A 26,997-nucleotide genomic window follows, 5' to 3' on the forward strand; every position below is an offset into this window, starting at 1 on the left:
AAGCCACTGTACTGGGGATGAGAGCATCCATCCCGATGCATGTCGGGGTTAGATATCCGCCGCTCGTGCGAGTGCGTCACACTGAAAGGAAAGCCTTGAATACTTCAAAAACGTATTCGCGGGAAATTGGTCTGTTACGCACCCTCGCGATCCACCTTGAGAGACGGCCCCTGCCATTTGAACGGCTCACGCAGGCGGCGCTACGACGAGAAGGTCTTGGGCATGTACGTGAGACTGCGGCTGGTGTCATTGCCATTCGCATGCCTGGACATCACGCGCTCACCGAACTCACTGACTGCGTTTTAGACCAAATCCCCGGTCTGGAGCGGGGCGCAATATATGCAGATATCGAGGCGGAGCTGTTCAACTTCATCGAGAGCTACGTCGATCGTGAACCATCGAGCATTGGAACCGTCGACGCAGAGGCCCTCTTGGCGCGCTTAACGAACTGGTTTACTGCGAGAGCGACGCCGCGACGTGTTTTTGTGCCTTGTCTAATCAGTCGCACGCCTGCGCCGCGCTTCGAAATCGGCCCAGTTACGTTTGAATTTTCCGACCGCATCACTACGAGTGACTTTTATCCGCAGGGTCGCGGGGATGGGATATTCGATCGGCGTGGATTTGACGATCTCGTGCGATGGATGCGCGACGAAAAAGCTGATTGGCTGGCGCGCGTTGACGTCGCTGGTTGTGAGCAAAAGCGCGCTGAAGAAATAGCGGAACTTGCGGTCGATCTTGTAATCGTTGGATTGCAGCTCGCGGCGCCTTATCTCGACACGCGCACTATGGCACGGCTCGGTGCGAGGCGAGGAACATCGCAAAAGCGCACTCTGTCGGAAGCAAATGGCTACTTTAGTAGTGGCTGGGCGCGCAAAGAGCCGGGAATGACAATTGGCCAAGGAACTCTACCTGAGATCATGAGACAGGCCGCGCCCATTTTTACTGCAGTCGGGAACGTAGTACGTTCGTTCGCTACTGGGTCCCTTCGTCTGGCGGTGCTTGAGCAGGCCTGGTGCGACGCTGCATATTGGTTTCATCAAGGATTGACAGAGTCGATAGACTCCATCGCGATAACAAAGCTCGAGACGGCGTTGGAGGTGTTGGTGCGCGCAGAAAGCAGTAAGGGAAGCGAGCGGCGTATGTTTGAGATATTAGGCGCGTTTTTTGGTTTGGAGCCGGATGATCCGATTGCGCCCGGGTCCACGCTAACCGCAAGGCAATTTGCGCGGAATGTGGTTCGTGACCGTTCTCGTATTCTGCATGGGACATGGTCCACTTTGAACATGCGCGGCATAGACAGAGCAGGCATGGAAGGCTTCGTAAGTACAGTCCTCCGAACGGCCGTCATTGAGCTTGAGGCTTACACGCATCTCGCACAGCGGCCTGATGACATCGACCATTTTCTCGACTGGGTTGGGCGCCGGAGAGCGACATCTTTGTGATTGTAAGTTCGTGAGGCCATCATCGAAGGCTGGCGATCCAGGAGCGGTGGGGGGGCCGGAGAGAGCGTATGTCTGCTGGGCCTTAGAAGCAGTCGCTGAGGTTTCGAAGTCCCCAACGGCTGCAACGGGTCCGAAATGCGTCCGCCGTCCGCCGGACGGTTGGCGCCCCCGATTTTTGCGATGCAGCAGAGAACGCCTGTATCAACCCCAAAATACGGATACCCGTTTTTTCGCTGACCAGAAGATTTGCCGAAAGGATTTGCCGAAAGCGCTAAAGCGCCAGCACCGTCACACCCACTTCCACACGATGCGCGCCGCCGCCGAGAATCATGCCGCGCAGCAACGACACATCGCTGTAGTCGCGGCCGATCGCGAGCGTCACGTGATCCACGTCGGCCAGCATGTCATTGGTCGGATCGAGGTCGATCCAGCCGCTGCCCGGACAATGCACCGACACCCACGCATGCGACGCGTCCGCACCGATCAAACGCGGCTGCCCCGGCGGTGGATCGTTGCGCAGATAACCGCTGACATAACGCGCCGGCAAACCCAGCGAGCGCAAGCAGCCGATCATCACCTGCGCGAAATCCTGGCACACGCCGCTCTTCAATTCGAACGCGCGTTCGGCGGGCGTATCGAACATCGTCGCCGACGCCTTGTACGCGAAATCCGCGTGAATCCGGTGCATCAGATCGATCGCTCCGGCCGCGATGGGCCGATGACTTGGAAAGCTCGGCAACGCATACTCGCGCAGCGCCGGCCACAGCACGATATTCGGCGACGCGAAACAGAATTCGACTTCGGCCCGGAACTGGCCGCCGACCCGAAACTGCAACGCATCGGCCACGTCATCCCATGCGGGCGTCGTGTCGGGATCGAGGTCGGTCCAGCGCGGCGTCAGCGACACCATGGTTTCGCTGACGAGTTGCAGGCGCTCGTGCGGCGCATCCAGCGCGAAGTACAGTACATCGTTGCCGAACGCATCGATACGGCTGTTCAGATACGACGGCGCCGGCTCGATCCGCTCTTCGTGCGAGATCACCCGCTGCCACGAGCAGGCGATCGGCCGTATCGTCGCGAGATGCTGCGCGGTCTCCACGTAGGTTGAATAATGGTAAGTGGTCCGATGCGATACGGACAACACGGTCGGCGCGTGCTTCATGACCACACCTGCGAGGCCACGGTGCTCGCGTGACTGAAATAGCGCGCGCTGATTTCGTGCGCCGCCGCGCCGACAAACCCGCCAATCTGATCGCAGACCGTGATCAGCTGAGCGTACGCGCCCTGCTCATCGACTTCGCAGAGCAATTCCAGCATCGGCAGCGATGCGGCGGGCGGCATCAACTCCGCGAACGGACGATGCCGGCGGCTGCCCGCGGCCACGGCAATCTCGTCGAGCTTGTTGCACAAACGCTCGTACACGCCGTAAATGCCGCGCGGGTTGGTCGGCTCGATCACCAGCAGGTCGAGCAGGGCCGGCACTTCGAAGCGCCCCGGATAGAGCGAACGGTACGTCAGCGTACAGTCGAACAGTTGCAGCAGCAGATCGAAACCGGCGGGCCTCGCGAGCTGGCCGTTATTGGCGACCACGCGCACGAATGACGTCATCGCCTGCACGCGTTCGATATGACGCCCCGCGAACAGCAAACGCCACGCTTCGTCACGCGTCATGCGGTCGCCTTGCGCACCGCTGATCGCCGACAGTTGCACCGACAGCCGTTCGAGTGCGCTCATCAAGGTCACGCGGTCGTAACGGTCGTGGTGGTCCTGGTATTCGCCACGGCCGTTCGCACTGCCGTTGCCGTTGCCATTACCGCTTCCCTGCAATGAACCACCGCCCGAACCCGCGCCCGGCATCAGCGTTTGCAACGCATCGCGGAAGTCGTTGCGCGCCGCGAGAATCGTGCGCCAGTGATCGTTCGACAGCCGGCCACGCACTTCGCCATTTGAGCTCGCCTGGCAACTGAGGTTCTGACCGATGCCCGTGATCCCCGTGCTCTCGCTCAGGTTGGCAACCAGCGCGCGTTCGAACGCTTGCGGCGAATACGGCGCGAACAGGTCGCCGGATTGCACCAGACCGCAGTACATCGCGAGGTCGACCAGGGTCGGAAACATCGCGTCGGCGTCATTGCCTTCGAGCGAGTCGAGGATCAGCCGCAACAGCCGCACGTTGTTTTCGGCGCGCTCACCATAACGGCCAGCCCAGAAGAGATTTTCCGCCGCGCGGCTCGATACCATGCGACGCTTGCGCGCGAGGTCGGCGGGTTGCATCGGCGAAGGCAGCAGCGTGAACGTCGAACTCGGCTGGCTCGACAGCACCCAGGTGTCGACGCTGCTGCCGCCGTATTGCATCGACACCGTCGCCTTGCGTTCGGCTGCCATTCGCGTGAAGCCGCCCGGCATCACATGCCAGCCGCCGTTGACATCGGCGATCGCATAGACGCGCAGCACCGACGGACGCCCGCCGATGGTGCCGTCCTCGTAGCGCGGCGTGCAGGAAAAGCGCGGCACCTGCTGGATCGTATACGTATCGGGCATCGCTTCGATGCGTTCGCGCCACGCCAGCAGCTTCTGCGTGCCCTGCTCGGCGCCGGGCGGCGCGTCGCGCCCGGTCACCGGCCACGTCGGCACGATGAAGGCCTCGTCAAGCCGCGTGAACGCCTGCTCGCGCGCCGCCTGTTCACCGCACCACCAGCTCGCGACCCCCGGCAATACGAGCTCTTCTTCGAGCAGCGCCTGGGCGATGCGCGGCAGAAAACCATGCAAAGCCGGCGACTCGACAAAGCCCGAGCCCGGCACGTTCGACACGATCACATTGCCCGCGCGCATCACCTGCAACAGGCCCGGCACGCCGATGCTCGAATCGGCGCGCAACTCGACCGGATCGCAGAACGCATCGTCGAGACGGCGCAGCACGACGTGCACGCGTTCGAGGCCGGCGAGCGTCTTCAGATAGAGCATGTCGTCGCGCACGGTCAGGTCTTTGCCTTCGACCAGCGTGACGCCGAGATAGCGCGCGAGGAACACGTGCTCGAAGTAGGTTTCGCTGAACGGTCCCGGCGTGAGCAGCGCGATGTGCGGCGATGTTTCGGCGCTCGCGTCGTGCCGCATGGTCGCCTGACCTGCCCGCACGAGCGTCGCGATCAGTTGCGAATAGGTCGGCGCGAGACGACTCACGCGCATCGAACGGAATGGATCGGCGAACAGCGTCGACACGATCAGGCGGTTTTCCAGCGCGTAACCGAGACCCGACGGCGCCTCGGTGCGATGTGCGATCACGGTCCAGTCGCCGCCCGGGGCGCGTGCGAGGTCGACCGCGACCACTTGCAGAAACTGGCCGCCGGGCGGCGCGTAGCCCTTCACCGAACGCAGATAGCCGGGATGCCCGAACACCAGCGCGGGCGGCAGTTGGCCGCGCTCGAGCAAGGCCTGCGGCCCGTAGATATCGGCGACGATCGCATTGAGCAGATGCGCGCGCTGCATCACGCCGCGCTCGATGTGCGCCCACTCGTGCTCGCTGATCAGGAACGGCAGCAGATCGAGCGCCCACGGCCGGGACTCGCCTTTGTCCGCGTAGACGTTGTAGCTGATGTCGTTATCGCGGATCTGCTGGGCGACCGACGCGCAGTGATCCTCCAGCCGCGCGACGCCGTCCTCGCCGAGCCGCTCGAAGAATTGCCGCCACGGCTCGCGCAGCGCGCCCGCTGCGTCGCGCAACTCGTCCCAATGCCCCTCGTGACCCGGCAATAGCCGCAACAGAGACGAAGCGTCCGCGTGGACCGCGGACGCTTCGAACGGAAAAGTCGATTGAAAGGCCAAGATCGTGTCGTTTCAGGAGTGAGCGGGCTTCACCAGTAACGCAGATCGAGCGTGAACGGAAACTCGAGACCGCGCTGCGGCACATCGACCGTGAGCGGCCCCGGCGTATGACCCGACGCGAAGAAGCGTGCGCGCCGCCGGCTTTCCGCCTCGTAGGCGTTGACCGGGAAGGTCTGGTAGTTGCGCCCGCCCGGATGAGCGACATGATACTGGCATCCGCCCAGCGAGCGGCCAGTCCATGTATCGACCAGGTCGAACGTGAGCGGCGCGTCGACGCCGATGGTGGGATGCAGCGCCGACGGTTGCGACCATGCGCGAAAGCGCACGCCGGCCACGTATTCGCTGACCCGGCCGGTCGGCTGCAACGGCACCGGCACGCCGTTGACGGTCAGCACATGGCGGTTGTCGTTCAGGCCCAGCGCGAGCACTTCGAGCCGCTCCACCGATGAATCCACGTAACGCACCGTGCCGCCCGCCGAGCCCTCCTCGCCCATCACGTGCCAAGGTTCGAGCGCGTTGCGGATCGTCAGCGAGACGCCGTTCACCGTGGTCTCGCCGACCAGCGGGAAGCGGAACTCGAAGTGCGGCGCGAACCAGCTGCTGTCGAACGCGAAGCCGGCGCGGTTCAGTTCGCCGAGCACGTCGTCGAAATCCATCTTCACGAAGGTGCCGAGCAGGAAGCGGTCATGCAGTTCGGTGCCCCAGCGCGTCAGGCGCTGCGTGTACGGCGTGTGCCAGAAGCGCGCCACCAGCGCGCGCAGCAACAACTGCTGCACGAGACTCATGCGCGCGTGCGGCGGCATTTCGAAGCCGCGCAATTCGAGCAGGCCGAGGCGTCCGGTGGGGCCATCGGGCGAATAGAGTTTGTCGATGCAGAACTCGGCGCGGTGCGTATTGCCCGTCACGTCGATCAGGATATTGCGCAGCGAGCGGTCGATCATCCACGCCGGCAGATTCGCGCTGTCGCGAGCGCCGAGCAGATCGATCTGCCGCTGCAACTCGCGCAACGCAATCTCGAGTTCATAGACCTGGTCGTTGCGCGCTTCGTCGACCCGCGGCGCCTGGCTGGTCGGTCCGATGAAGAGCCCCGAGAACAGATACGACAGCGACGGATGGTTATGCCAGTACGCCAGCAGACTCGCGAGCAGATCGGGGCGGCGCAGGAACGGACTGTCGGCGGCTGTCGCGCCGCCGAGCACGAAGTGATTGCCGCCGCCCGTGCCCGTGTGGCGGCCGTCGGTCATGAACTTCTCGCTGCTGAGATAGCTCTCGGCCGCCGACTGATACAGGTATTCGGTGTGATCGACCAGTTGGTCCCAGTTGGCGGCCGGATGAATGTTCACCTCGATCACGCCCGGGTCCGGCGTCACCTGCAGCATTTTCAGGCGTGCATCGCGCGGCGGCGGATAGCCTTCGAGCATCACCTGCATCTTCAGCTCGCCCGCCGTCGCTTCGACAGCGGCGAGCAGCTCGAGATAATCGTCGAGTTCGGTGAGCGGCGGCATGAACACATGCAGCAGCGTGCGGCCGCTGCCGAAAGTCTCCGTCTCGGCTTTCGGACCCGCCGCGCGTTTCGGGTCGCGTGCCTCGACGCAGATCGCCGTGCGCAGCGTGTCCTTCGACGACTGGCCGCGCGCCGGTGGCGACTCGCCAGGCTGACTCGCATAGGCCAGCACGCCGCGGTCCGCCGCGCCACTCAACAAGTCCGCCGCCGACAGCGACCGCGCGGCCGCCTGCCGCGCATCGGCCGGGGTCGGCGCGCGCCGTGCGGCGTCGCTGGTCTGGCCGCCGCGCAACGGCTCATCATATTGCCGGCGCAACTGCGCGGCGGTGCGCAACGGCACCGGCGGTGCGAACGGATCGTGCGCGTGCTGATACGGATAGTCGGTTCTCGACACCCAAGGCAACGAGTCGAGCGGCAGCCGGTAACCCATCGGCGAGTCACCCGGAATCAGGTACATGCGCTCGTCGCGGAAGAACCAGCGGCCGCTCACCCACTTCGGCGCCGCGTTCGGCACGTCGCGTTCGCGCGCTAGCGGCAACACGTAGCCGCTAGCGCCACCGAGACCCGCATCGAACACGCGACGCAGGCGCACGCGCTCCAGCTCATCGTCCAGACGCGCGTCGAATGGATCGACGTTGACCGGCAAGCGCCGCTCGCGCCACAGGTAGTACCAGACGTCTTCGTAGCCGGGCTGGATGCAATCCGTGTCGAGCGACAGCCTGGTCGCGAGATGCGTGATGAACCTTTGCGCATCTCCCGCGCTGTAATTGCCCGGCTCCCGTTCGTCGGCGAACAGCGCCGGGTTCTGCCAGCATGGCTCGCCGTCGGCGCGCCAGTAAAGCGACATCGCCCAGCGCGGCAACTGCTCGCCCGGATACCACTTGCCCTGGCCGATATGCAGGAAGCCGTTCGCGCCATAGCGCGTGCGCAGCTTGTCCATCAGCGCGACCGCGTAGCCGCGTTTGGTCGGGCCGAGCGCATCGGTGTTCCACTCGGCGGCGTCGCGATCGCGCACCGACACGAAAGTCGGCTCGCCGCCCATGGTCAGGCGCACGTCCATCGCGGCGAGACGTTCGTCGACCTGCGCGCCCATCTTCAGCACGTCGCCCCACACCGCTTCACTGTACGGCTTGGTGACACGCGGCGTCTCCAGCACCCGCGCGATCGACATCGTGTGGTCGAACTCGACTTCGGATTCATCGACCGCGCCGGAAATCGGCGCGGCGCTACCCGGCTCGGGCGTGCAGGCGACCGGGATATGACCTTCGCCCGCGAGCAGACCGGAAGTCGGGTCGAGACCGATCCACCCGGCGCCCGGAAGGTACACCTCGCACCATGCATGCAGATCGGTGAAGTCGACTTCGGTGCCGCTTGGGCCGTCGATGGATTTGACGTCGGGCGCGAGTTGCAGCAGGTAGCCGGACACGAAGCGCGCGGCCAGCCCCAGTTGCCGCAAGGTTTCCACCAGCAGCCAGCCCGAGTCACGGCACGAGCCCGCAGCGCGCTCGAGCGTTTCATCAGGCATCTGCACGCCCGGCTCCATGCGGATGAGGTAGCGGATCTCGTGTTGCAGCCGTTGGTTCAGCGCGACGAGGAAGTCGGCGGTGCCGGTCGGCGTGCGGTCGATGCTCGCGACGAACTCGGCGAAGCGCGGCGTCATCGGCCGCCTGGTCCGATACGGCGCGAGTTCGAGCGCGAGGCCCGGTGCGTAGTCGAACGGGAACTGCTCGGCCGACGGTTCGAGAAAGAAGTCGAATGGGTTATAGACGGCCATCTCGGCGACCAGATCCACGGTCACCTTGAATTCTTGCGTCTTCTCGGGAAACACGAGGCGCGCCTGATAGTTGGCGAACGCGTCCTGCTGCCAGTTGATGAAGTGTTCGGCCGGCTCGACCCGCATCGAATACGACAGGATCGGGGTCCGGCAATGCGGCGCGGGCCTGAGCCGCACGACCTGGGGCGACAGCGCGACCAGCCTGTCGTAGCGGTAATGTGTGACGTGATGCAACGCGACGCGTATGGACACACCGGACTCCTGGACGAAGGATGGCAGCCCGCCAAAAAGCAAGCTTCATGCCGTTGCTGGAAAAACCGCGTGTACTGCCTGTTGCGGACCCGGATCGCTACGTGCCGCGAAGTGTGCCGCGCTCACGCCGATCATCCGGACCATCGAATCGCGCGCCGTTCGCCTCGCACCAAAGCGGCGCAGCGCCGATCCACGATCATGCATGTAATGTGCGTTAAGCCAGTGACGACTGGCAAATGCGGCATGAAGATTGCGGCGGGTTGTCGCTCACGCATGCCACCTCGACATCAGGTTCGACCGATGAAAACCTTCCACTGCAATCGTTGCTCGCAGCTCGTGTTCTTTGAAAACGTCCGCTGCGAACGGTGCGAATCGCTGCTCGGCTACGTGCCCGAACTCGCGGAAATCAGCGCCTTCGAAGACGCCGGCGAAGGACGCTGGCGCAGCCTGCATCCCGGCGCAAACAGCGCGCTGTTTCGGCAGTGCCACAACTATGCGGTCGAAAATGTCTGCAACTGGATGATTGCCGCCGACTCACCTGACACATTGTGCCGCGCCTGCCAGCTGACCCGCACGATTCCGAATCTGGCCACGCCGGACAATCGGTTTTACTGGTATCGGCTGGAAACGGCCAAGCGGCGCCTGCTCTACACACTGGCCGCACTCGGCCTCGACGTGCCGTCGCGTCAGGCGGACCCCGAACATGGCCTCGCGTTCGAATTCCTCGAGGACGGCGGCGACGGTTCGCGCGTGGTGACAGGCCACGACAACGGACTGATCACGCTGAACATCGCGGAAGCCGACGACGCGCATCGCGAGAAGGTCCGCACCGCGATGGGCGAACCCTATCGCACGCTGCTCGGCCACTTCCGCCACGAGACCGGCCACTACTACTTCAGCCAGCTGGTGGAGAATAACCCGCGCTGGCTCGAGCCGTACCGCGAGCTGTTCGGCGACGAACGCGCCGACTACGGCGAGGCGCTCGATGCGTACTATCGCGACGGCGCGCCGGCCGACTGGCAGGCGTCATCCATCAGCGCGTATGCAACGACCCATCCGTGGGAGGACTGGGCGGAGACATGGGCGCACTACATGCTGATCGTCGACGTGCTGGATACGGCGACGTCGTACGGCCTCGCGCTGCTGCCTGACGATCCGACCGAGCCGACGCTCACCGACCGTACGCCGGTCGAAGACGCCAGCTTCGAGAATCTGATGAAGCGCTGGTTTCCGCTCACCTATGCGTTGAACAGCCTGAACCGCAGTCTCGGGATCGCGGACGGCTATCCGTTCACGCTGGCCCCACGGGTGGTGGACAAGTTGCGCTTCGTGCATCGGGTGATCGCGGCGGCGAGCGACAGGTCGCAGCCGCTTCAGGGGTCGGCGGCGGTGGCCCCGCCGCCGGCTGACGCGCACACCGCGCGCCTTCGCTAGCCGGGCGGCTGCGCGACGACGGTCCACGACGCGGATATCAACGCAAAAAAATGCCGCGGCAGGCTCGACGACCAACCGCGGCATACAGCGCTTGAACGAGACGCGTCGCAAGCGGATCGAGTGATTCGACGCGTTCGCGCCCGCTACTTCTTCTGCTGCAAGAGCGACTTCAGCTCCTGCACATTTTCTTCCACGCGCTTCGCGATCACCGCATAAGACTCGGCTTGCGTCTGATACGCGGCTTGCGCGAGTTGCTGCATATCGGCGAGCGCCTTGTGCAAACTCTGCTGGATCAGCTCGGCGGTTTTCGCCGAAGGCGCGACCCCGCTGGCCGACAACTGGCCCGTGAGCGACTGCAATTCGCCCAACGTCGTGCGCAGCATCTCGGTCTGCTTCTGCGCAAGAGACTGCATTCCCTGGAAGGCAGTCTGATTCGCCTGAACCAGTGCTTCCATGTCCTTGCGTCGCGCTTCCATGATGGCGGGCACGTCGAAGCCTGGGAGCTTGAACTGCTCCAGCATTTTTGTGAATTCGCCAAACGGATTGGTGGCGTCAGGTTGGGCCATGCGAAATCCTCCTTAACGGTTGACTACTCGCCGACGCTGCATCGCCGCGACCTGTTGCTCGCAACGTCTGCACCGGCGGCGCCGTGTGCCGCATATCCCGCCAGGTCATGCCGGTTCTGGGGTCGGACGGCACATTAGAACAATCATGCGCCATCCGCCGACATTGCGCCAGCGGGCTCACCCTGGCTCGCGGCGCGCGCCTGCGGCTCGCTCGGGTGGCGTCGGCCGGTGGCATGCAAGGCTTGGTAAGTTACACAACGGCTTCAGTAACGCTTCAGTAACCCTACGAAGCGGCAGCTCGACTATCGTTGTTGATGTGCCGGCGCATGGTGGCGCCGGCGTTGTCTCAATGGGAGCGAGCTCATGAAAAAAACAATCTTCAGCGCGGCCGTGACCGCGATTCTGACCGTAGCCGCGACGGCTGCGGTAGCCCAGGAAGTGTCGGCGCCGCCGTCGCCAGGTGCGATGCATGGCGAGTCGCAGCGCTTTGACGGTCCGCCCCCGCCGCATGGGGCGATGGGGCCGATGATGGGTGCGCGGGGCCCGAGCTTTGCGGTGATCAACGATCTCGAACAGTTGCGTCGTCTGTACGCGATGAGCGGACATCCGGGCGAGATCATCGCCGTGTATCACGACGTGCTGAACAAGACCCAGGACCCGATGCTGAGGCACTACATCTACGATTCGCTGGCGCGCGAGCAATTGAAGCCTGCCAATCCCGAGCAGGCGATCGCGACGCTGCGCACGAGTCTGACGGAGGACCTGGCCGCGGCGAACAAAGCATCGCAGGTTGGCGCGGCTGGGACGCCGGCGCCGGGGCAAGCGCAATGAGTTACGCCGGTCTGTCGGGGGCGCGAAAGCACGCATCACGCTAACGAGTGCCGCTAACTGCAAACCATTCGCGCCGCTGGAAGCGCTCCCTGCAAGATGCGGCGCGCAGGTTCTGATCGCTACGTGGGCTTGCCCACATTGCCGCTTCACTGTCACTTTCTATCTTCCATCAGGTGATTAGGATAGGAGCACTGAATCGCTAGTGCAGGGTGAAGCATGCGCTATCCGCTGAATCTGGCCGTCGCCGCTGTTCTGCTGGTTTTCGTCCTGTGCTGCATCGTCAGGCTCGCCCTGAGCTGAGGACCGATTCACAAGGCGCACTTCGCGCCGTTTCACGACTTCACGCCTTCACGACTTCACCACTTCACGACACGCGCAAATGAAGTCCGTGCTGGCCAGCACACCGACTCTTCACTGACATCCGCTCAGTTATCCGCCCATTTCTGAAGCCACGCGGTAACCGCCCGCCAACATGGCGCGCGTCGCAGCGTTTTGCCGTGACTTTTCGCCGTGATGTTTTGCCGTGATGTTTTGCCGTGATGTTTTGCCGTGATGTTTTGCCGTGACTTTTCGCCGTGACTTTTCGCCGTGATGTTTCGTCGTGATGTTTCGCCGTGATGTTTTGCCGTGACATCGGGCGAAATAATTGTTGAATGGAGTTCGACGGGCGACTCGCCCATACTTCGTCTCGCTGCCGGTGCGTACGAAACAAAGACGCATGAGATCAAGGGTGCTCCACGTGCGAATACACGTGCGAATACGTTCGCCGATGATCGACGATCCCACGGTTGCACGATCATCGGCTGAGACGTTTGAACTCACCGGCACCGCGTGCCGACGACAGGATGAAGATGTTGAACTCCGTGAATTTCCTCCGCAAGAATGCCGGCCGTTTCCTCTGCGCGGCGATGGTCTGTTGCAGCGCGTTGCTGACCGGTTGCGCCGGCAGCAGCATCAGAAACGCCAGCGAAGCTAGCGCGCAACCGCAGGTGCGACCAGACACCATCTATGTGTACACGTTTGACGCCAATCCGCAGCAAGTCAAAGTCGACGGCGGCATGCTGCAGAAATTGAAAACGCAACTCAGCGGTTCGTCCGACGCACAAAAACAGGTCGCCGATGCGGACCAGGTACGCGAGCAGGTGGCCAATGAAATCGGCCGTCAACTGCAATCGATGGGACTCCACGCGATTCGCTCGGACGTCCCCGCGCCCGCCGATCAGAACGCGCTACTGGTGCAGGGCAGCTTCAATACGATCGACTCGGGTAACCGCCGCCGCCGCATGCTGATCGGCCTCGGCGCGGGCGAGAGCGAGGTGGGAAGCTCGGTGCAGATTCTGTATAAGCCTGCAGGCGGCACGCCGCGTCTGGTGCAAAGCTTCAACGCCGACGCGGACAGCGGCAAGGCGCCTGGCATGGTCGAGACCGCCGGCGTAGGCGCGGCGGCCGGCAGCATTGCGACGGCGGCGGCAGTGGGCGGCGGCGTGCACGTCGTATCCGAAACCAAACGAGCCGGTGTGTCTGAAGACGCGAAGCGCCTCGCCGACTCGGTGGCGAAACAGATCGCGCAGATCGGCGTGGAAGGCGGATGGTTGTCGACGCAGCATACGAAGGGATAATCGCATCGCTCGTGATTGGATGGCACGGGTGAAGGCTCTTGCAGATTACGAACACCCAACATCAGCACGTCAATCAAAGCGCGCAATCACGAACGACATGTTCTCGGTCAGGCAGCCAGTCAAACAGGAATAAACGTCCCTGCCAGTCGTTTACTGGCCACGCTTCGCCCGCATTCGCGTTTGTCATCGGACGATCCACTTCCCGTTGTGCATGAAGCGCAACTCGCTCGCCGCGCATCCGCCGGCAACAGGTCTGCTTTTGCGCGGTTTACATGATTCGCCCCACCGCTGCCGACGCTGCGCGACCCGCGCTGGAGTCGCAGGACTGCGGTGCTGGTGTCCGTTGCGCGGACACGGGCGAAGTTCGCTAGCGGCGGCCGGCACGCGATGCGTGCAGCGAGAACAGACGCGCCCGCCCCGCAACTTTCATGGAGGGCTCTGTCATGAATCTCGTCATACCTGGCCTCACTCCGACAATCAGCCGACAACCGCACCAGCGTGTTACCCATGGCAAAGGCCGCCGGCTAAAGCGCTTGCTGTTCGCAATGCTCTACGGCACCGGTCTCGCGCTGTGCGCAACGGGCGCCGCCGTTGCCGGCGAGCTCACGCCGCTGCTTCCGCCCGCATTCGTCACATCGCCGACGGTGCCCACCAACGGCGACGTCAATCCGTACGGCGTGGCCTTCGTGCCTGATGGCTTTCCTCGCTTTGGCACCATCGCCCCGGGCGATCTGCTCGTGTCCAATTTCAACAACGCGAAGAATCTGCAAGGTACCGGCACGACCGTCGTCAAGATCGTACCGAACGACAATCCGGTCACGTTCTTTCAGGGCGGACCCGGACTCGGCCTAAGCACCGCGCTCGGGGTGCTCAGGGGCGGTTTCGTGGTGGTCGGCAGCGTACCCACCACCGACGGCAGCTTCGGCACGATCAAGCCCGGTTCGCTGCTGGTGCTCAACCGAACCGGCGGCCTCGTTGCGCAATGGACGCCTGCGATGGCAAAGATCGACGGTCCATGGGATCTGACGATCTTCGATCAGGGCGGCCAAGCGAAGATCTTTGTGTCGAACGTGCTGAACGGGACGGTCGTGCGTCTGGACGTGAGCATCGACGACGACGGCGTGCATCTGAATCGCAGCACGCAGATCGCCTCCGGCTATCCGTTCCGCGGCGATCAGGCAGCGCTGGTCGTCGGACCGACCGGACTCGCTTACGATCCGCAACTCGACATACTCTATGTCGCGTCGACCGTGGATAACGCGATCTTCGCCGTCTCCGGTGCGGGCAGCTCGCAGCACGATGGCGGCAAAGGCGTGGTGATCTACGCGGACAACGCGCATCTGCACGGCCCGATTGCAATGACCTTGGGACCGAATGGCCATCTGTTCGTCTCGAACGGCGACGCGATCAACGCCGATCCGAACCAGCCGAGCACAATCGTCGAATTCACGCCGCAAGGCCGCTTCGTCGCGCAGTTCTCCGTCGACCCAACGCCAGCCAGTGCATTCGGACTTGCGTTCGCAAATCCGAGCCAGCAGTTCGTGCGCTTTGCCGCAGTCGACGACGCCACCAACACCATAACCGTCTGGAAGTTGCCTTTCGAGAATAATGGGCAATAACGCCTGAATCTGCACGCCGGCCGCTCAGTCTCATGCGTTGTGCGCCGGATGCCACCTACGCTACGGGAATCCCGGCGTCGCATCCGGTGTATGGGTGAATCGACATGCACCGGATGCGACGCCGGCTATGGTGCCATCGCGGATATCGTCGCGCGGTGGCCCGCTCAATGCCGCTCCCGCCGATGAGCGGTCCGCAGTGTGCCCCTCTGTCTATCTACGGCTGGCTACAGCGAGTCGAAACGCCAGTCCGGCGAACACCGATCCAAGCACATACTGTGGAAGCCGCGATGGTCGACGACGTGCCATCAGTCGGCGGCTAAGCTGACTCGCGCACAGGATCACCACGCCATTGACGACCAAACCGATCAGGTTAAGGACGCTTGCCAGAATCAGTATCTGGAGAGCGACGGCCCCGTCTTGCGGGCGCACGAACTGCGGAAAGAGCGCGAGCACGAACAAGGCCATCTTTGGATTGAGAAGGTTAGTGAGTAGCCCCTGGCGAAAAATCCTTCCGATCGGATGACGAGCTTGAAACTCTACCCCTGCCACGACTGTTGAATCTGCACGAAAGGTCTTCCAGGCAAGGTACAGCAGGTACGCGGCGCCAGCGAAGCGGACCACGTCGTAGGCCACCGGAACGGCCAGAAACAGCCGGGACAGACCAAACGCCGCCGCCATGGCGTGGCAGTAGGTTCCCATCTGAATCCCGGCAAGCGATGCAAAGCCGGCGGACCGTCCCTGGCTGACGCTTCTCGACGCTATCAGCAACATGTCCGGACCGGGGGTCATCGTAAGAGCCAGACAGGCTCCAGAAAAAAGAGCGAGTGTGGAGAGGCTGACCATGGAGATTCCTTTTGTCGACAGGACCACAAAAGGGATCTCAGTCTATTCGACAGACCGGAGAAGATCAAATCGCCAGACGGGCGCACCACTTGCGCACGCCATCGCCAATTTCTGCATCCGGCAGGAATACGGCTCCATCATCATTCGTGGCATCGGCTGCGAACAAAAGCGATAGAATGCCCGCTACAAAAGACAATCTTGACGGGGTAGTCGGCATGAGGCGGCCTGGCGCGCGGCGTTGGCATGAGCAAACGTTTCTAGGGGTCTTTCGCGGACAACCCGAGAAGGAGCAGGCGCTCCTCCGGATAGGCCTGGGCACTGTCGTGTTGCTCGGCTATCTCGCCGTCGCCGCGCTCCAACGCACGGCTGCCGCGTACGCCACTCTCGGCGTGGTTTTCGCATATGTCATATTCGGCGTGGCCACCTATGTCGCCGCGACCGCCGCGACCGTCTGGCCGCGCCTTCGGTTGACACTCGCCACCATTGCCGATCAGACATTCGTCATGCTGGCTCTCGCGCTCGGCGGGCGCGTGGCGCTGCCGTTGCTGTGGGTCGTGTTCTGGTTCCTTGTCGGGGCCGGTTGTCGCTACGGCAAGCGGCCGTTGCTGCTTTCATGCATGGTTGCGCTTGCAGGCGTCGTGATTTTGATGCACGTGGAACCGTGGTGGAAAGAAAACTTCGCGGTGGGATTGGGCGTCATGCTGAGCATCGCGGCGACTTCCGTGTACTTGATGGCTCTCGTGCATCGGCTCGAACAACAAGCGGCAACCGACCCTCTCACAGGGCTCAGCAACCGCACCCGCCTCGAGCAGGCGATCGCCAAAGCGAAGACGGCGCGAGACGACGATAAAGGACAGTCGGTCTTGCTGTTCATCGATCTCGATGGCTTCAAATACGTCAATGACGCTTACGGGCATGCGGTGGGTGATGAACTGTTGCAGCACTTCGCCAACGGACTGCAGACACGCATTCGCCGCGGCGATACGGTCGCCCGCCTCGGAGGCGACGAGTTCGTAGTGCTCGCCCGCCATGTGCATGGCAAGGCCGGCGCACGCGCGATTGCCGACGGTATTCACGACATACTTCATGGGCTTCGGGAGATCAGCGGTCATCCCATCGCCGTATCGGCCAGCATTGGCGTGCGCATGCTCGATACCCATCGCGCGGGCGACCACATCGATGTGCACGCATTGATGCGTGAAGCCGATAGCGCGATGTATCGCGCCAAAGCGAACGGGACGGACAAAACCTCATTCTTCGATGAGGCGCGTGCCGGCGCGTAAGCGGACGGCTGTCCGTAACAAAACGACCGTTCACCCTCCTCTTCATTGCATGGCCGGGCCGCTGCTGATTGGCTCTGCAACCATCGCGTCACTCGCGACGTTCATCGCCGTCATCTCCTCAGCTCGCCGGCCACGCAGTGACATGCCCCGCGCATCGATCGCCGAAGCATCGCAAATGCGCTACACATTGCAGTAGCGGGACGCGAATGACTGACTACAATAGGTGAGTGCAAGCGAAGCAGCAAAGGCAATCTCTTCAGACGCGATCAGTCTGGACATAACGATAATAGTGTGACGTTTCAATTCCTTCATTGGAGGCATGGTCATGACGTGCCTGAAAGAAAGGATTGTCGGCGCAATATTTTTTATGCTGAGCGGATTTGCATTCGCAGGCGGCCTTGACAACGATTTGCCCGAAGCGATGACGGTTGCGAACGTCGCGCCTCCGCCCATGGTGGTTGCTGCGCCCATTCCGGAACCGAAACGCTATGTGTACCGCTATGCAATGGAATATCAGTCGAATCAGGGTGGACAGTCTCATACGCAAATCGAGAACATCTATAGCGCGCAGGTAACCCATGAGTTCCTGGGTGGCACCGGCAAAGCCACTCCACCGCCCGCGGCGGCGCCTCAGCCCGCATCGCACTCTCTGCATCTGGGTCCGTCGACGGCACCGCAGCTCGCGCTCATCGACGTGGCGAATACGACTTTGACGCTCGGTGCGCAACCGCAGAGAAGGCTGTCGTTGACCGTCGACAATTGGGTCTTTTCTGCGACGGCACGCATTGCGATTCTGCATTCACACAGTACCGGGGCGACGCTGAATGTCCGGCACCGCTTTTGATCGAAGCATGCGGGATACGTGGATAACGCTCGATAGCCAACCTCGGGATGCGCGAAGTCCTGCCGCGTCGGGATGAGACCGACGCGGTATCGCCTACGTCGAAGTCATAAAAGCAACGTCGCGCTATCCGATCGATGTCGCGAACCGTGGCTCAATGGTAGTTACATCCTTCTTTCGCACTTTCAATCTGTTCGTCACCGCCCTGACTCCGAGCACTGATCTCGCTGCGTTGCCAGCGCGCGAGATCTGCCAGGTCTCCGGTACCCACCCGGTGAGTGTGACGACGCCGTGGCTCGCCCGGATGTGAATCTCTGAATCATCCATCTCCGGTACGCGCCTCAACGCACGGCGAACGTCGCGAATGATCGAAGTATCCGGCTTGGTTCCTGGCGGCGACGTCGAGACCGCCTCCATTTGCCCGGCTGCATCGGCCGGCGCACTCACACCTGTTTGCGCGTTCGCATAGGTCGCACAACTCGCGATGGCCGCGACTAACATTGCGTCGATTATTCTGTTCGCACTGTTTTTGTTCATGCTGCCTCCTTTGAGTTCTGTCAACCTGGCAGTGTAAAGACGGACGAGTTGGGCGTGGCTCTATCGTTCATAACGCAGTTGACAGATTGTGTGTCACTTTCGTGAACTTGTCCCACACAGCATGGTTGTTGACGCACAGCCGCCTTGACGATCAATTGATTTGCGCCGTCCAGCTTCGAGATGTGTGATTTCATCGCGAGATGGAAGCGAGTCCGTCCTCCTTATCCCCGCGTCTTATACAACTCCGTCAACGTGATAATACGCGGCGGCACAAGCGACGAATTATTTTTCACGCCTGATCCTTAACGAACGCACGTTCGACACCCCGACCACAATCGTGGCCGGCCGCAGTCATCAGTTCGCATTCGGCGCGAGCAGCCTCGACGTTGTTTCATCGCAGAGCACTACAACTGCTTACAAATCTCACAGTAAACCGGTGCACCGGTTGGTCGGATGCGACGTTCTTGGTGACACACATCAACGGAGCACGACATGAGCACCAATCTGACTTCAAGTTCGCCGCAGCGTGGTCGTATTCATCCCCTGCTTGCGGGTGCGGCCGTGGCCGTCATAGTGGCCAGCGCCACGGGTATCGCGGCGATGACCGGCATTCTGCCAACGTCCCGAGCTGTCACAGCGCCTCCAACGCAAGTTGTACCTGCCGCCGCTCAGGTTGCGAGCGCGCCTGCAACGTCGTTGCAACCGAACGCCGAGCAACGCGTTGCACGGGACGAAGCGCCAGCCCAGCCGCGCGTCCATCATCACCGTAGCGCTCCTGTCGAGCAGGCTCCGAGGTACGGGAGCAACGGCGCATATCAGGACCCGGCGCAACCTGCGCCGAGACAGGTCGCCGCTGACCCGAACGCGGGCGAAGTGGTCGCAGTCAACACGGTCCAGGCACCCGAGCCGACGACGGGTCTCGGCGCGGTCGGCGGGGCGGTCGCAGGCGGGTTGCTGGGCAATCAGGTCGGTGGCGGACGGGGTCGCGTTCTGGCGACGATTGCTGGCGCGGTCGGCGGCGGCATTGCGGGCAACGGCATCGAACACGCGGTGCGTAAGGCAACGACGTACGAGGTGCAGGTCAAAATGCAGGATGGCAGCTACCGCAATTTCAACTACTCGACGCAGCCGCAAGTCCAGGTCGGTCAGCGCGTCCATGTCTCCGGCGACTCATTGAGCGCGTCGTAATCCTGGTCGGAACCGGCAGTACCCACAGCGAGTGCTGCCGGTTACGGAATAGATGGGGAGTCGCTTGACGAGATGCCCTCTCTGGTGCGCGCCGCGCTCTGTGGTCTAGTCGGGCCAGAAAAGGCGAACACCTGGCGTAGCGCCGCTACCCGCTCGACGACCTGGTACTGCCTGAAACAAATGGACATGTCGTTTCAATGGCTTGCCACCTGAACAGGCGCTCTCGCGAGCCCGTTGCAAAAGGCTGCCCCATGATCTTCTTTCAAGCTTCCCGATAGTTAAGCCAGACTTTCATGGGCCCACTTTCCCGGTTGTGCCATGCGAAGTACGGAATGGCGATCAGGGACACCGGCTGCGTCTGCGCCGCGCGAGCGCCATGCATGAGCCCGAACGGCCGATACGACGCGCCGGACCATGACGAATCGATTGCGAGCCGTTGAGCCGGGCCCGTCAGGACCACCACGCCGTTCAGCAACGTCGGATCCCACGAGGCTTGCACGTTCGACGGATCAATAAAAACTTCGTCCAGGTCAACGCCCTGTATATCGGCTTGCTCCGCGCAGTACAACACCGGACCTCGGCTCAGCGCAACCCGGCCACGGTTGTCCGGCACCTTCGGATGGCTTTGCCACACGCGAACATACATCGGAAGATCGAGACGTAGCGTGTCGCCGCGCCGCCAGTTCCGGCGAATCTCGACATAGCCGTCGGAGCTGATCGCCGCCTCGACGCGCTCTCCATTAACGGCAACATCGAAAGATGGGTCTTTCGTCGTTCCGGAAGACAGGTCTGCGGCCGCGTTAACCCACCCGGGAATCCGCAACTTCAGCGTGAACGCTGCATCCGTGTCCAGGTGGATCGTGATCACGCCGTCCCAGGGGTAACGCGTACGTTGGCTAACCCGGACAGTTTTTCCGGCCACGTCGATCGTCGCATCGCTGTCGATGTACAAATTGACGTATAGAGACTGCTCGTCTGTTCCATAAACGTAACCTGGCAATGAGGCAATCGTACGCGCGACGTTCGGTGGGCAACACGAGCATTCGTACCATGACTTGCGCCGATGCGCACCGTCGTTTTCAAGAGGATTGACGTAATAGTAGGATTGTCCATCCAGCGACCAGCCAGGAAGCATGCCGTTGTACAGCGTCCACTCGAACAGGTCGACATAGCGCGCGTTGCCGGTTGCGGCAAACAACCGATGGCACCACATCATATTGCCGATTGCCGCGCAGGTTTCCGTGTATGCCTGGCCGTTGGGAAGCTCGTAATCGTTACCAATGGACTCGCCGTCATGACGCGAACCCACACCACCGGTGATGTACATGCGGTGGGCAGTCAGCCTGTCCCAGAGCATCTCCAGGCGCCGCAGCAGACTTGTATCGCCGGTTTCCAGATACAGGTCGGTAATGCCGCAGGCCATATACAGCGCCCGCACTGCGTGCCCCGAAAGCGATTCCAGGCGCTCGAATGGAACATCGTCCTGGAAATACGCGTCTCCGAAACGCCCGCCCTTCAGCAAGCCATGGCCGCGAGCTTCGATGAAGTACCGTGCCAGATCGAGGTAGCGTGACCGGCCTGTCGTGCGGGCCAGCTCGATCAACGCCATTTCGACCTCTTCGTGACCGTCGATCCCTTCCACCTTGTTTTCGGACGCCGGCCCGAAGCGCTGGCAGAGCATATCGGCGAATCGCGTAGCGACGTGCAGCAGGCGCGCGTTGCCTGTCGCGCGGTGGTGTGCAATTGCCGCCTGAATGAGATGTCCGCCGACATACATTTCGTGCAAATCGCGCAGGTTCGTCCACTTTTCCCGCGGTCGATCAACTGTGAAGTACGTGTCGATGTAGCCGTCATCCTCCTGGGCGCGCTCTATCAGACTGATACCTTCATCGATGCGCCTTTCGAGCTCGGCGTCGGGCCCCTTCGCAATGGCCCATGAAGCGGCTTCAATCCATTTGTACAGATCGGAGTCGTTGAAGAACAGACCGGAGAACGTCCCTTCGTACTCCCCAAAAACCCGGCGGAAATTGTTCAATCGCCCAGTGGACTCCAGCAAATCCCATTGACCTAACAAGGTGTGCTTACTATTCAGTTCGCAACGATGCCCCCAGAAGGGTCCGCGCAAATCGACAGAAGCGACAGGAACCGGCCTGACTCTCGCGAAAGTGGACACGGAAAGGTCTACGACTACCGGACGGAGGGTAGGAGATTCGTTCATGGTTTTCCGATGATTTACGCCTTGATCGCTCCCGCGATCATGCCATGGATGTAAAAGCGCTGAAGCAGCAGGAACAGCACCGCGCAGGGAAGAATCGAAATCGTTATGCCGGCTTGCATGAGCCCCCAGTCGATGGCGCCCAACTGTCCACTCTGCGCATTGAGCAGCATGACCGGCAGCGTATAGTTTGTGGAATCGTTGATGAGGATAAGGGCTGCGAGCAGCTCGTTCCATGATCCAAAGAATGCGAACAATCCCGCTGTGACGAGCCCCGGCAATACGAGTGGCAGCATGACCATGCGCAGCGACTGGAGCGAGTTGCATCCGTCGATGCGCGCCGCCTCTTCGATTTCACGCGGAACGGCATCAAACGAGTTTCGCATCATAAAAACGGCAAACGGCAACTGGAACGTCGTATACACCAGCGAAAGGCCGAACAGCGTGCCCTGGATATGCATCCAGCGCAGCAACACAAACAGCGGGTTCAGGATCGACTGAAAGGGAATCATCAATGTCGCAAGGATGATGACAAAGATCAGGTTGCGCCCTCGAAACCGGAAGCGGGAAAAGCCGTAACCACCAAGCGTCGACAAGACCAGCGTCATCGTGACCGTCATACCACTGACAGACGCACTATTGCCCAGGTATCGCCAGATCCCTACGCCATAAGCGGCGAGGTTAAGGTAGTTTTCAAAGGACAGGTGTGACGGCAGATATTTCGGCGGAGATGCATTGGCGTCCGCCGATGGGTAAAGCGACGTGAAAGCCGCCCATGCGATCGGAAACAGAAACACAAACATCAGTACGCTGCACGCCAGGTAATGAAGTGACGTCGCCACGCGCTTCCTGTGCTTCGCATAGACTTCGTTCTTATGCGCTTGCCGTTGCCCGATCACGACAGACGCCGGGTCGCCTGTTCCCAGATCCGTGCCACTGGAATTCAGCACGTCATTCATTGTCGTCTCGCAAGAGGAACATCTGAACCACGCTGAGGACCAACAGCACGATCAACAGCACGACAGACATGGCCGACCCGTACCCCAGCTTGAAGTAGGTGAATGACGCACGGTAGATCCAGTGAACTACCGTGATCGTGCTGTTCATCGGACCGCCATGCGTCATTACGTAGAACTGCTCGAACGCGAGGTACGAGCCGATGACGCTCATGATGAGGGCCAGCGCAAAGGTACGCCGCATCAAGGGCACGGTGATGTACCGGTGCTGGGCGAACCATCCGGCGCCATCGATGCAGGCGGCGTCGTACAGATCTTCAGGAATGGCCTGCATTCCTACCAGCAGGATCACCATCGTGAAGCCCGATGCCTTCCAGAGCACCATGACGGTGATCGACGCCAGCGCGGAGTTCGCATCTCCCAACCATTGAACCGGCTGGTCAACAATCCCCAGCTGGATGAGTACTGCACTGAGGATGCCGACCTGGTCGTTGAACATCCACAGCCACAGCAAGCTGGCCGTGGTCATTCCGATTACGACGGGCAGGAAGTACGCGGTGCGAAATATACCGACCAGGCGACCGGCTCGATTCACAAGCAACGCAAGAAAAAAAGCGAGGGCGAAAATCGACGGCGTGACGATCAGCGTGTATTTGGTGGTGAACCACAACGCGCTCCAGAACGATTCGTCTCGCAGGAGATCGACATAATTCGTCATCCCGGCGAATGTCGCCTTGCCCATCAGTGGCCATCGGTAAAGCGACATTCCCAGCGTCATCGCCAGAGGGACAATGAAGAACACAGTCGTGAAGATCACGCACGGCAACACGTACCAATAGCCCTGCCACGCGCGATCGGAGCCGCCACGTTGCATGCGTGCCCGGCGTGGCGGCAGCTCAGGTTGGCCGTGCGCTGGTGACTGAGTCAGGACCCTCATTGCGAATTGCCCCTCGGTAGCGTTACTGACCAGAGAGAATCTGCGTGAAGCGCTGCTGAGCCGTGGCCACCGCCGCGTCAACCCCCTTGCCTTGCACCGCCTCCTGGATCATTGCCAGCCACGGGCCGTTTGGATCGTTGATCAACTGATTGAAATTCGCGCTGTATGGCGTGCGCCCTTTGGCCATCGCCGTGGAGGCGATTTCGTAGCGGGCGTCGAGCTTGCTGTAGTCGTTCGATGCAAGATCGGTGCGTACCGGAATGCTTCCGTTCCTAGCAAACTGGTCGATCTGCACCTGCTCGCTGAGGCACCATTTGATGAATTCCATCGCCTCTTTCTTGTGCTGCGAGCTGACGGGAATCGCAATCACGTCGCCGCCAGCGAAGCTGGACCAGTTGCCATCCTTGCCGGGCAGGTACGCGAGGCCAAAATCGAGCTCCGGATGTTGCTTCTTCAGAAGGCCAATCGAAAACGCCCCGGACCCGACCATGCCGATCTTTCCTCCCATAAAGGCGCTAATGAAGTTCTCGCCGCCGTCCGTCTTTGCCCCGGTGGGCATGTAACCCGCTTGCCACATCCTCCGGTACATCGCCAGCGTCTCTTTCAGGGCTGCGTTGTCCAACGTTGCGCGCTTGCCGTCTTCAGACAGGACATCGCCTCCAGAAGCCCAGACGTACGGCATCAGCGTAAATATGTTGCAGCCGCCACAACTTCCGGAAAAATAAAAGCCTTTTACGCCGCCACCGAGAGCCGTGATTTTCCGCGCGTCTTCCTCGAGTTGAGCCCAGTTTTTCGGCGGCTGATCAGGATTCAGTCCAGCCTTTCGGAAAAGGTTTTTGTTGTAGAGCAGCACAGAACTTTCCGCGCTGAAAGGCAGCGCGTAAATCTTGTTCTGGTATGTAGCCAGACGCATGTGCGACGGACTCAGGCTTTGGTAAAACGGAAGCTTCTTTGCCTCGTCGGTAATGTCGGTGAGTTGACCAGCCTGTGAAAATGCCGGTGTGAAGATCAGGTCGATGGCAACGACGTCTGGCGCTGCGCCGGCGGCAGATGCCGTGCCGAACTTCGTCACGAAATCGTCGGCCGGTATGATCGTCAAGTTCACCTTGGTCTGGTGATTGGCGTTCCAGGCCTTGACGACGGGCGTAACAAATCCGCTGTCGGGCGCGCGCACCCAGAACGAGATATCGTCCGCGTGCGCCTGATTTGCCACGAGTGCTGCCGCGCTCCCCAATGCAACGAACCAGCGCTTGTATCGAACCATGTTGTCTCCTCTGATCCAAAGCACGTTGCCAGGCGTCCGCACCGCTTCGTGAAGACGGTTCCGCGTCGTGGCACATGTAGATGTTCGTTAAGCAACATTGCTTCTTCTCTTTGTCCGTGAAGAGCATTCGAACAACGCGCTCAATGCACGGCAGCCAAAGATTGACATGTGGCGACGCCTGCCACAAGATGAAGAAACCCCATCAATACGTGCTAATTCCGACTTTTCATGGACCCTTCTACATTTGAATGGTCGAGCCGGCTCGGACTCGAGGCAAGCAACGGCGGGCTCTTCGTCTCGCGTGGGGCGGGTGGCCATCCGTCACGGATCATCCCCTCGTATGAGCTGATTTACGTGAAGCACGGCACACTCCATCTTCATGAACGCGGCGTCCCTTTCGAAGTGTCAGCGGGCGAAACACTGCTGCTTTGGCCCGGGCGCCAGCACGGAGGAACGGCTCCCTTCGCCCCTGGCCTTCAGTTCTATTGGGTACATTTCACGACGACCGAGCCTGAACGTCGTTTCGGTTCCGTTACGCAACGGCAACAAGAAGCGCCGCTGGAACCCGTGCTACGCGTTTCCCAACACGCGCGGATCGAACGGCCGGATCACCTCACGGGCCTTTTCCAGAGGCTACTGAACGACCAGGAAATATATGGCATTCAGCCGTGTCCGGACGCACTCACGATCCTTTTGATGCTGTGGGAAATTACCCGCTCTCATGATGCTAACGCCGGGGCGGACGGCGCGCCGCAACGTCTGGCAGCCAGTGCGGATCGCCTGATTCGCACGCATTTTCATCAAGCCGTTAGCGCCTCGTCCATTGCCCATCAACTTGGCTGCAATGCTGACTACCTGGGCCGGATTTTCCGGTCGGTTTACGGCAAAACCTTGACTGATGCCGTTCACGAACGGCGGATACTGTACGCCGCCACATTGATGGCGGACGGACATCTCACCATCGATCAGGTCGCGCGACAATCCGGCTTCGAAGACAGCGGCTATTTCCGACGCATCTTCAAGCGCAGCAAAGGCATGACGCCAAACGCTTTTCGGCGTCTGCATCTGCGCTTACATGTGAATACGGCGTGATGTCTGCTACGCAGTCAACGCCAATTGCTATGGACGTCGCACGCCATAGTTAAGGAGTCGGGCAGCTGGGCTGTGGCGAAATATTGTGGTCAGCCGCCTGCCCGTCGCGTGCGAATGCGCGCGACGGGCAACCACTCCCGCGCCGTCAGAGCGGCGCCGCGTCGTTCAGATAGACGCCCTCCGACAGCCCCGCCTTCACCTGCCGCGTGAACTCGTCGGTGGACACTTCCTCCGCGCCGGCCTCGATCGCGTCGTACGCCTCGCGCACGACGTCGGCCGGCGTCGCCTTCGGTACTTCCAGTCCGCGCGTCAGATCCGTGTCGATAAAGCCGGCATGTAGCCCGACGACCTGCGTGCGCTGCTCGCGCAGCGAATGGCGCAGGCCGTTGGTCAGCGCCCACGCGGCCGACTTCGACACGCCATAGGCCGACAGGATCGGCCGGTTCACCCAGCTCGCGACGGACAGCACGTTCAGGATCGCACCGCCCCCGTTGCCGGCGAGACTCCCCGCGAACGCCCGCGACATCGCCAGCATGCCGAACACGTTGGTTTCGAAGTGATCGCGCAACGCGTCGAGCGCGCCGTCGTCCGTCAGGCTGCCGAGCCGCGCGATGCCCGCGTTGTTGATCAGCAGCGTGACGTCGCGCGCCGCGTCGGCGGCTGCGGCGACGGCCGCCGGATCGGTCACGTCGAGCTTCACGGGCACGACGCCCGGCAGCGTCACGCTGGCCGGATCACGTGCGCCCGCATAAACTTTCCGCGCCCCTCTTGCTAGCGCCTGCTTCGCGAACTCGAGGCCAAGCCCGCGGTTCGCGCCCGTCACAAAAACGACAGCACCTTCAATCTTCATGATCCTTCCTTTCGCAAATTGAATCGCATGCGCGCGGCTCGCCGCACGCGTGAGATCCGGTGGAAACAAGGCTGCAATTGCGTATCGAACCGTTGCGCCGCCGAACGGCCGGCAACGGCCGGCAACATCGG

Annotated in this window: 22 protein-coding genes; 9 read left to right on the forward strand and 13 right to left on the reverse strand. The window is 61.6% G+C overall.

The annotated features are described in order from the left end of the window. The first annotated feature begins 95 nt into the window (after positions 1 to 95). Positions 96 to 1,442: a hypothetical protein gene (locus tag BN2475_RS21975; RefSeq protein ID WP_143325838.1), complete on the forward strand. Its 1,347-nt coding sequence runs from the start codon at positions 96 to 98 to the stop codon at positions 1,440 to 1,442. 271 nt (positions 1,443 to 1,713) lie between these two features. Here BN2475_RS21975 and BN2475_RS21980 read toward each other — a convergent pair whose 3' ends face one another. The 3 genes from BN2475_RS21980 to BN2475_RS21990 are packed head-to-tail and all read right to left on the reverse strand — an operon-like array spanning position 1,714 to position 8,791. Beyond that, on the reverse strand, positions 1,714 to 2,604 hold the full coding sequence (locus BN2475_RS21980) for a transglutaminase family protein (protein ID WP_094781610.1): 891 nt from the start codon (positions 2,602 to 2,604) through the stop codon (positions 1,714 to 1,716). Beyond that, positions 2,601 to 5,261, reverse strand: coding sequence for a circularly permuted type 2 ATP-grasp protein (locus BN2475_RS21985; RefSeq protein ID WP_094781611.1), 2,661 nt, complete (start codon positions 5,259 to 5,261; stop codon positions 2,601 to 2,603). Before BN2475_RS21985 ends, BN2475_RS21980 begins: the two co-directional genes overlap by 4 nt. A 29-nt stretch (positions 5,262 to 5,290) precedes the next feature. Further along, entirely contained in the window at positions 5,291 to 8,791 is a 3,501-nt protein-coding gene (locus BN2475_RS21990; RefSeq protein WP_094781612.1) for a transglutaminase family protein, read from the reverse strand. Positions 8,792 to 9,091: 300 nt separating this feature from the next. Here BN2475_RS21990 and BN2475_RS21995 point away from each other — a divergent pair, with 300 nt between their 5' ends. Beyond that, positions 9,092 to 10,225, forward strand: coding sequence for a zinc-binding metallopeptidase family protein (locus BN2475_RS21995; RefSeq protein WP_245841461.1), 1,134 nt, complete (start codon positions 9,092 to 9,094; stop codon positions 10,223 to 10,225). A 143-nt stretch (positions 10,226 to 10,368) separates the two neighbouring features. On the opposite strand, the gene BN2475_RS22000 is transcribed toward BN2475_RS21995, so the two are convergent. Further along, positions 10,369 to 10,791, reverse strand: a complete 423-nt coding sequence (locus BN2475_RS22000; RefSeq protein ID WP_094781613.1) for a phasin family protein — start codon at positions 10,789 to 10,791, stop codon at positions 10,369 to 10,371. Between the two features lie 363 nt (positions 10,792 to 11,154). Between BN2475_RS22000 and BN2475_RS22005 the strand changes: the two genes are divergently transcribed. After that, on the forward strand, positions 11,155 to 11,622 hold the full coding sequence (locus BN2475_RS22005; protein WP_094781614.1) for a hypothetical protein: 468 nt from the start codon (positions 11,155 to 11,157) through the stop codon (positions 11,620 to 11,622). A gap of 425 nt (positions 11,623 to 12,047) precedes the next feature. Here BN2475_RS22005 and BN2475_RS33760 read toward each other — a convergent pair whose 3' ends face one another. Both BN2475_RS33760 and BN2475_RS35685 read right to left on the reverse strand, forming a co-directional pair. Next, positions 12,048 to 12,302, reverse strand: coding sequence for a hypothetical protein (locus BN2475_RS33760; protein WP_143325840.1), 255 nt, complete (start codon positions 12,300 to 12,302; stop codon positions 12,048 to 12,050). Between the two features lie 116 nt (positions 12,303 to 12,418). Then, positions 12,419 to 12,577 carry a hypothetical protein gene (locus BN2475_RS35685; RefSeq protein ID WP_245841474.1) on the reverse strand — a complete coding sequence of 53 codons (159 nt, stop codon included), beginning with the start codon at positions 12,575 to 12,577 and terminating at the stop codon, positions 12,419 to 12,421. Here BN2475_RS35685 and BN2475_RS22010 point away from each other — a divergent pair. Continuing rightward, entirely contained in the window at positions 12,531 to 13,241 is a 711-nt protein-coding gene (locus BN2475_RS22010; protein ID WP_245841471.1) for a DUF4410 domain-containing protein, read from the forward strand. The two genes, BN2475_RS35685 and BN2475_RS22010, sit on opposite strands and share 47 nt — an antisense overlap. A gap of 443 nt (positions 13,242 to 13,684) precedes the next feature. Beyond that, positions 13,685 to 14,860, forward strand: coding sequence for an NHL repeat-containing protein (locus BN2475_RS22015; RefSeq protein WP_245841463.1), 1,176 nt, complete (start codon positions 13,685 to 13,687; stop codon positions 14,858 to 14,860). Positions 14,861 to 15,070: 210 nt separating this feature from the next. On the opposite strand, the gene BN2475_RS22020 is transcribed toward BN2475_RS22015, so the two are convergent. Next, positions 15,071 to 15,703 carry a LysE family translocator gene (locus tag BN2475_RS22020; RefSeq protein WP_094781615.1) on the reverse strand — a complete coding sequence of 211 codons (633 nt, stop codon included), beginning with the start codon at positions 15,701 to 15,703 and terminating at the stop codon, positions 15,071 to 15,073. A gap of 89 nt (positions 15,704 to 15,792) precedes the next feature. Between BN2475_RS22020 and BN2475_RS22025 the strand changes: the two genes are divergently transcribed. Next, positions 15,793 to 16,986: a GGDEF domain-containing protein gene (locus tag BN2475_RS22025; RefSeq protein ID WP_245841466.1), complete on the forward strand. Its 1,194-nt coding sequence runs from the start codon at positions 15,793 to 15,795 to the stop codon at positions 16,984 to 16,986. Positions 16,987 to 17,311: 325 nt separating this feature from the next. After that, a complete protein-coding gene (locus BN2475_RS22030) occupies positions 17,312 to 17,830 on the forward strand; it encodes a hypothetical protein (protein ID WP_094781658.1) in 519 nt (172 codons plus the stop codon). 123 nt (positions 17,831 to 17,953) lie between these two features. Here the strand turns inward: BN2475_RS22030 and BN2475_RS22035 are convergent, their stop codons facing one another. Continuing rightward, positions 17,954 to 18,364, reverse strand: a complete 411-nt coding sequence (locus BN2475_RS22035) for a BON domain-containing protein (protein WP_094781616.1) — start codon at positions 18,362 to 18,364, stop codon at positions 17,954 to 17,956. 492 nt (positions 18,365 to 18,856) lie between these two features. Here BN2475_RS22035 and BN2475_RS22040 point away from each other — a divergent pair, with 492 nt between their 5' ends. Continuing rightward, on the forward strand, positions 18,857 to 19,552 hold the full coding sequence (locus tag BN2475_RS22040) for a glycine zipper 2TM domain-containing protein (protein ID WP_094781617.1): 696 nt from the start codon (positions 18,857 to 18,859) through the stop codon (positions 19,550 to 19,552). 262 nt (positions 19,553 to 19,814) lie between these two features. Here BN2475_RS22040 and BN2475_RS22045 read toward each other — a convergent pair whose 3' ends face one another. From BN2475_RS22045 to BN2475_RS22060, 4 genes are read right to left on the reverse strand one after another with little or no spacing between them, the layout of a single operon-like run. Beyond that, positions 19,815 to 21,770 (reverse strand): glycoside hydrolase family 127 protein, encoded by a 1,956-nt coding sequence (locus BN2475_RS22045; RefSeq protein ID WP_094781618.1) that lies wholly within the window; start codon positions 21,768 to 21,770, stop codon positions 19,815 to 19,817. A 14-nt stretch (positions 21,771 to 21,784) separates the two neighbouring features. After that, positions 21,785 to 22,726: a carbohydrate ABC transporter permease gene (locus tag BN2475_RS22050; protein WP_218023711.1), complete on the reverse strand. Its 942-nt coding sequence runs from the start codon at positions 22,724 to 22,726 to the stop codon at positions 21,785 to 21,787. Further along, positions 22,719 to 23,660 (reverse strand): carbohydrate ABC transporter permease, encoded by a 942-nt coding sequence (locus BN2475_RS22055; protein WP_162844493.1) that lies wholly within the window; start codon positions 23,658 to 23,660, stop codon positions 22,719 to 22,721. Before BN2475_RS22055 ends, BN2475_RS22050 begins: the two co-directional genes overlap by 8 nt. A 22-nt stretch (positions 23,661 to 23,682) precedes the next feature. Beyond that, positions 23,683 to 24,924 (reverse strand): ABC transporter substrate-binding protein, encoded by a 1,242-nt coding sequence (locus BN2475_RS22060; RefSeq protein WP_094781620.1) that lies wholly within the window; start codon positions 24,922 to 24,924, stop codon positions 23,683 to 23,685. 228 nt (positions 24,925 to 25,152) lie between these two features. Between BN2475_RS22060 and BN2475_RS22065 the strand changes: the two genes are divergently transcribed. Further along, a complete protein-coding gene (locus tag BN2475_RS22065; RefSeq protein WP_094781621.1) occupies positions 25,153 to 26,016 on the forward strand; it encodes a helix-turn-helix domain-containing protein in 864 nt (287 codons plus the stop codon). Between the two features lie 145 nt (positions 26,017 to 26,161). Here the strand turns inward: BN2475_RS22065 and BN2475_RS22070 are convergent, their stop codons facing one another. Beyond that, complete coding sequence (locus BN2475_RS22070) at positions 26,162 to 26,866, reverse strand: SDR family oxidoreductase (protein WP_094781660.1); 705 nt, start codon at positions 26,864 to 26,866, stop codon at positions 26,162 to 26,164. Positions 26,867 to 26,997 lie beyond the last annotated feature (131 nt).

It is taken from the genome of Paraburkholderia ribeironis, assembly GCF_900019265.1.
Taxonomy (GTDB): domain Bacteria; phylum Pseudomonadota; class Gammaproteobacteria; order Burkholderiales; family Burkholderiaceae; genus Paraburkholderia; species Paraburkholderia ribeironis.

What these genes read in the sequence shown, in the direction of transcription:
- BN2475_RS22020 (WP_094781615.1), bottom strand. Translation starts at nt 15,703, where the DNA reads ATGGTCAGCCTCTCCACACTCGCTCTTTTTTCTGGAGCCTGTCTGGCT.
- BN2475_RS22015 (WP_245841463.1), top strand. Translation starts at nt 13,685, where the DNA reads ATGAATCTCGTCATACCTGGCCTCACTCCGACAATCAGCCGACAACCG.
- BN2475_RS22055 (WP_162844493.1), bottom strand. Translation starts at nt 23,660, where the DNA reads ATGAGGGTCCTGACTCAGTCACCAGCGCACGGCCAACCTGAGCTGCCG.
- BN2475_RS35685 (WP_245841474.1), bottom strand. Translation starts at nt 12,577, where the DNA reads ATGCTGCTGCCGGCGCAACCGGTCAGCAACGCGCTGCAACAGACCATC.
- BN2475_RS22000 (WP_094781613.1), bottom strand. Translation starts at nt 10,791, where the DNA reads ATGGCCCAACCTGACGCCACCAATCCGTTTGGCGAATTCACAAAAATG.
- BN2475_RS22030 (WP_094781658.1), top strand. Translation starts at nt 17,312, where the DNA reads ATGACGTGCCTGAAAGAAAGGATTGTCGGCGCAATATTTTTTATGCTG.
- BN2475_RS22050 (WP_218023711.1), bottom strand. Translation starts at nt 22,726, where the DNA reads ATGAATGACGTGCTGAATTCCAGTGGCACGGATCTGGGAACAGGCGAC.
- BN2475_RS33760 (WP_143325840.1), bottom strand. Translation starts at nt 12,302, where the DNA reads ATGGGCGAGTCGCCCGTCGAACTCCATTCAACAATTATTTCGCCCGAT.
- BN2475_RS22035 (WP_094781616.1), bottom strand. Translation starts at nt 18,364, where the DNA reads ATGAACAAAAACAGTGCGAACAGAATAATCGACGCAATGTTAGTCGCG.
- BN2475_RS22065 (WP_094781621.1), top strand. Translation starts at nt 25,153, where the DNA reads ATGGACCCTTCTACATTTGAATGGTCGAGCCGGCTCGGACTCGAGGCA.
- BN2475_RS22070 (WP_094781660.1), bottom strand. Translation starts at nt 26,866, where the DNA reads ATGAAGATTGAAGGTGCTGTCGTTTTTGTGACGGGCGCGAACCGCGGG.
- BN2475_RS21980 (WP_094781610.1), bottom strand. Translation starts at nt 2,604, where the DNA reads ATGAAGCACGCGCCGACCGTGTTGTCCGTATCGCATCGGACCACTTAC.
- BN2475_RS22060 (WP_094781620.1), bottom strand. Translation starts at nt 24,924, where the DNA reads ATGGTTCGATACAAGCGCTGGTTCGTTGCATTGGGGAGCGCGGCAGCA.
- BN2475_RS22045 (WP_094781618.1), bottom strand. Translation starts at nt 21,770, where the DNA reads ATGAACGAATCTCCTACCCTCCGTCCGGTAGTCGTAGACCTTTCCGTG.
- BN2475_RS22005 (WP_094781614.1), top strand. Translation starts at nt 11,155, where the DNA reads ATGAAAAAAACAATCTTCAGCGCGGCCGTGACCGCGATTCTGACCGTA.
- BN2475_RS22040 (WP_094781617.1), top strand. Translation starts at nt 18,857, where the DNA reads ATGAGCACCAATCTGACTTCAAGTTCGCCGCAGCGTGGTCGTATTCAT.
- BN2475_RS21995 (WP_245841461.1), top strand. Translation starts at nt 9,092, where the DNA reads ATGAAAACCTTCCACTGCAATCGTTGCTCGCAGCTCGTGTTCTTTGAA.
- BN2475_RS22010 (WP_245841471.1), top strand. Translation starts at nt 12,531, where the DNA reads ATGGTCTGTTGCAGCGCGTTGCTGACCGGTTGCGCCGGCAGCAGCATC.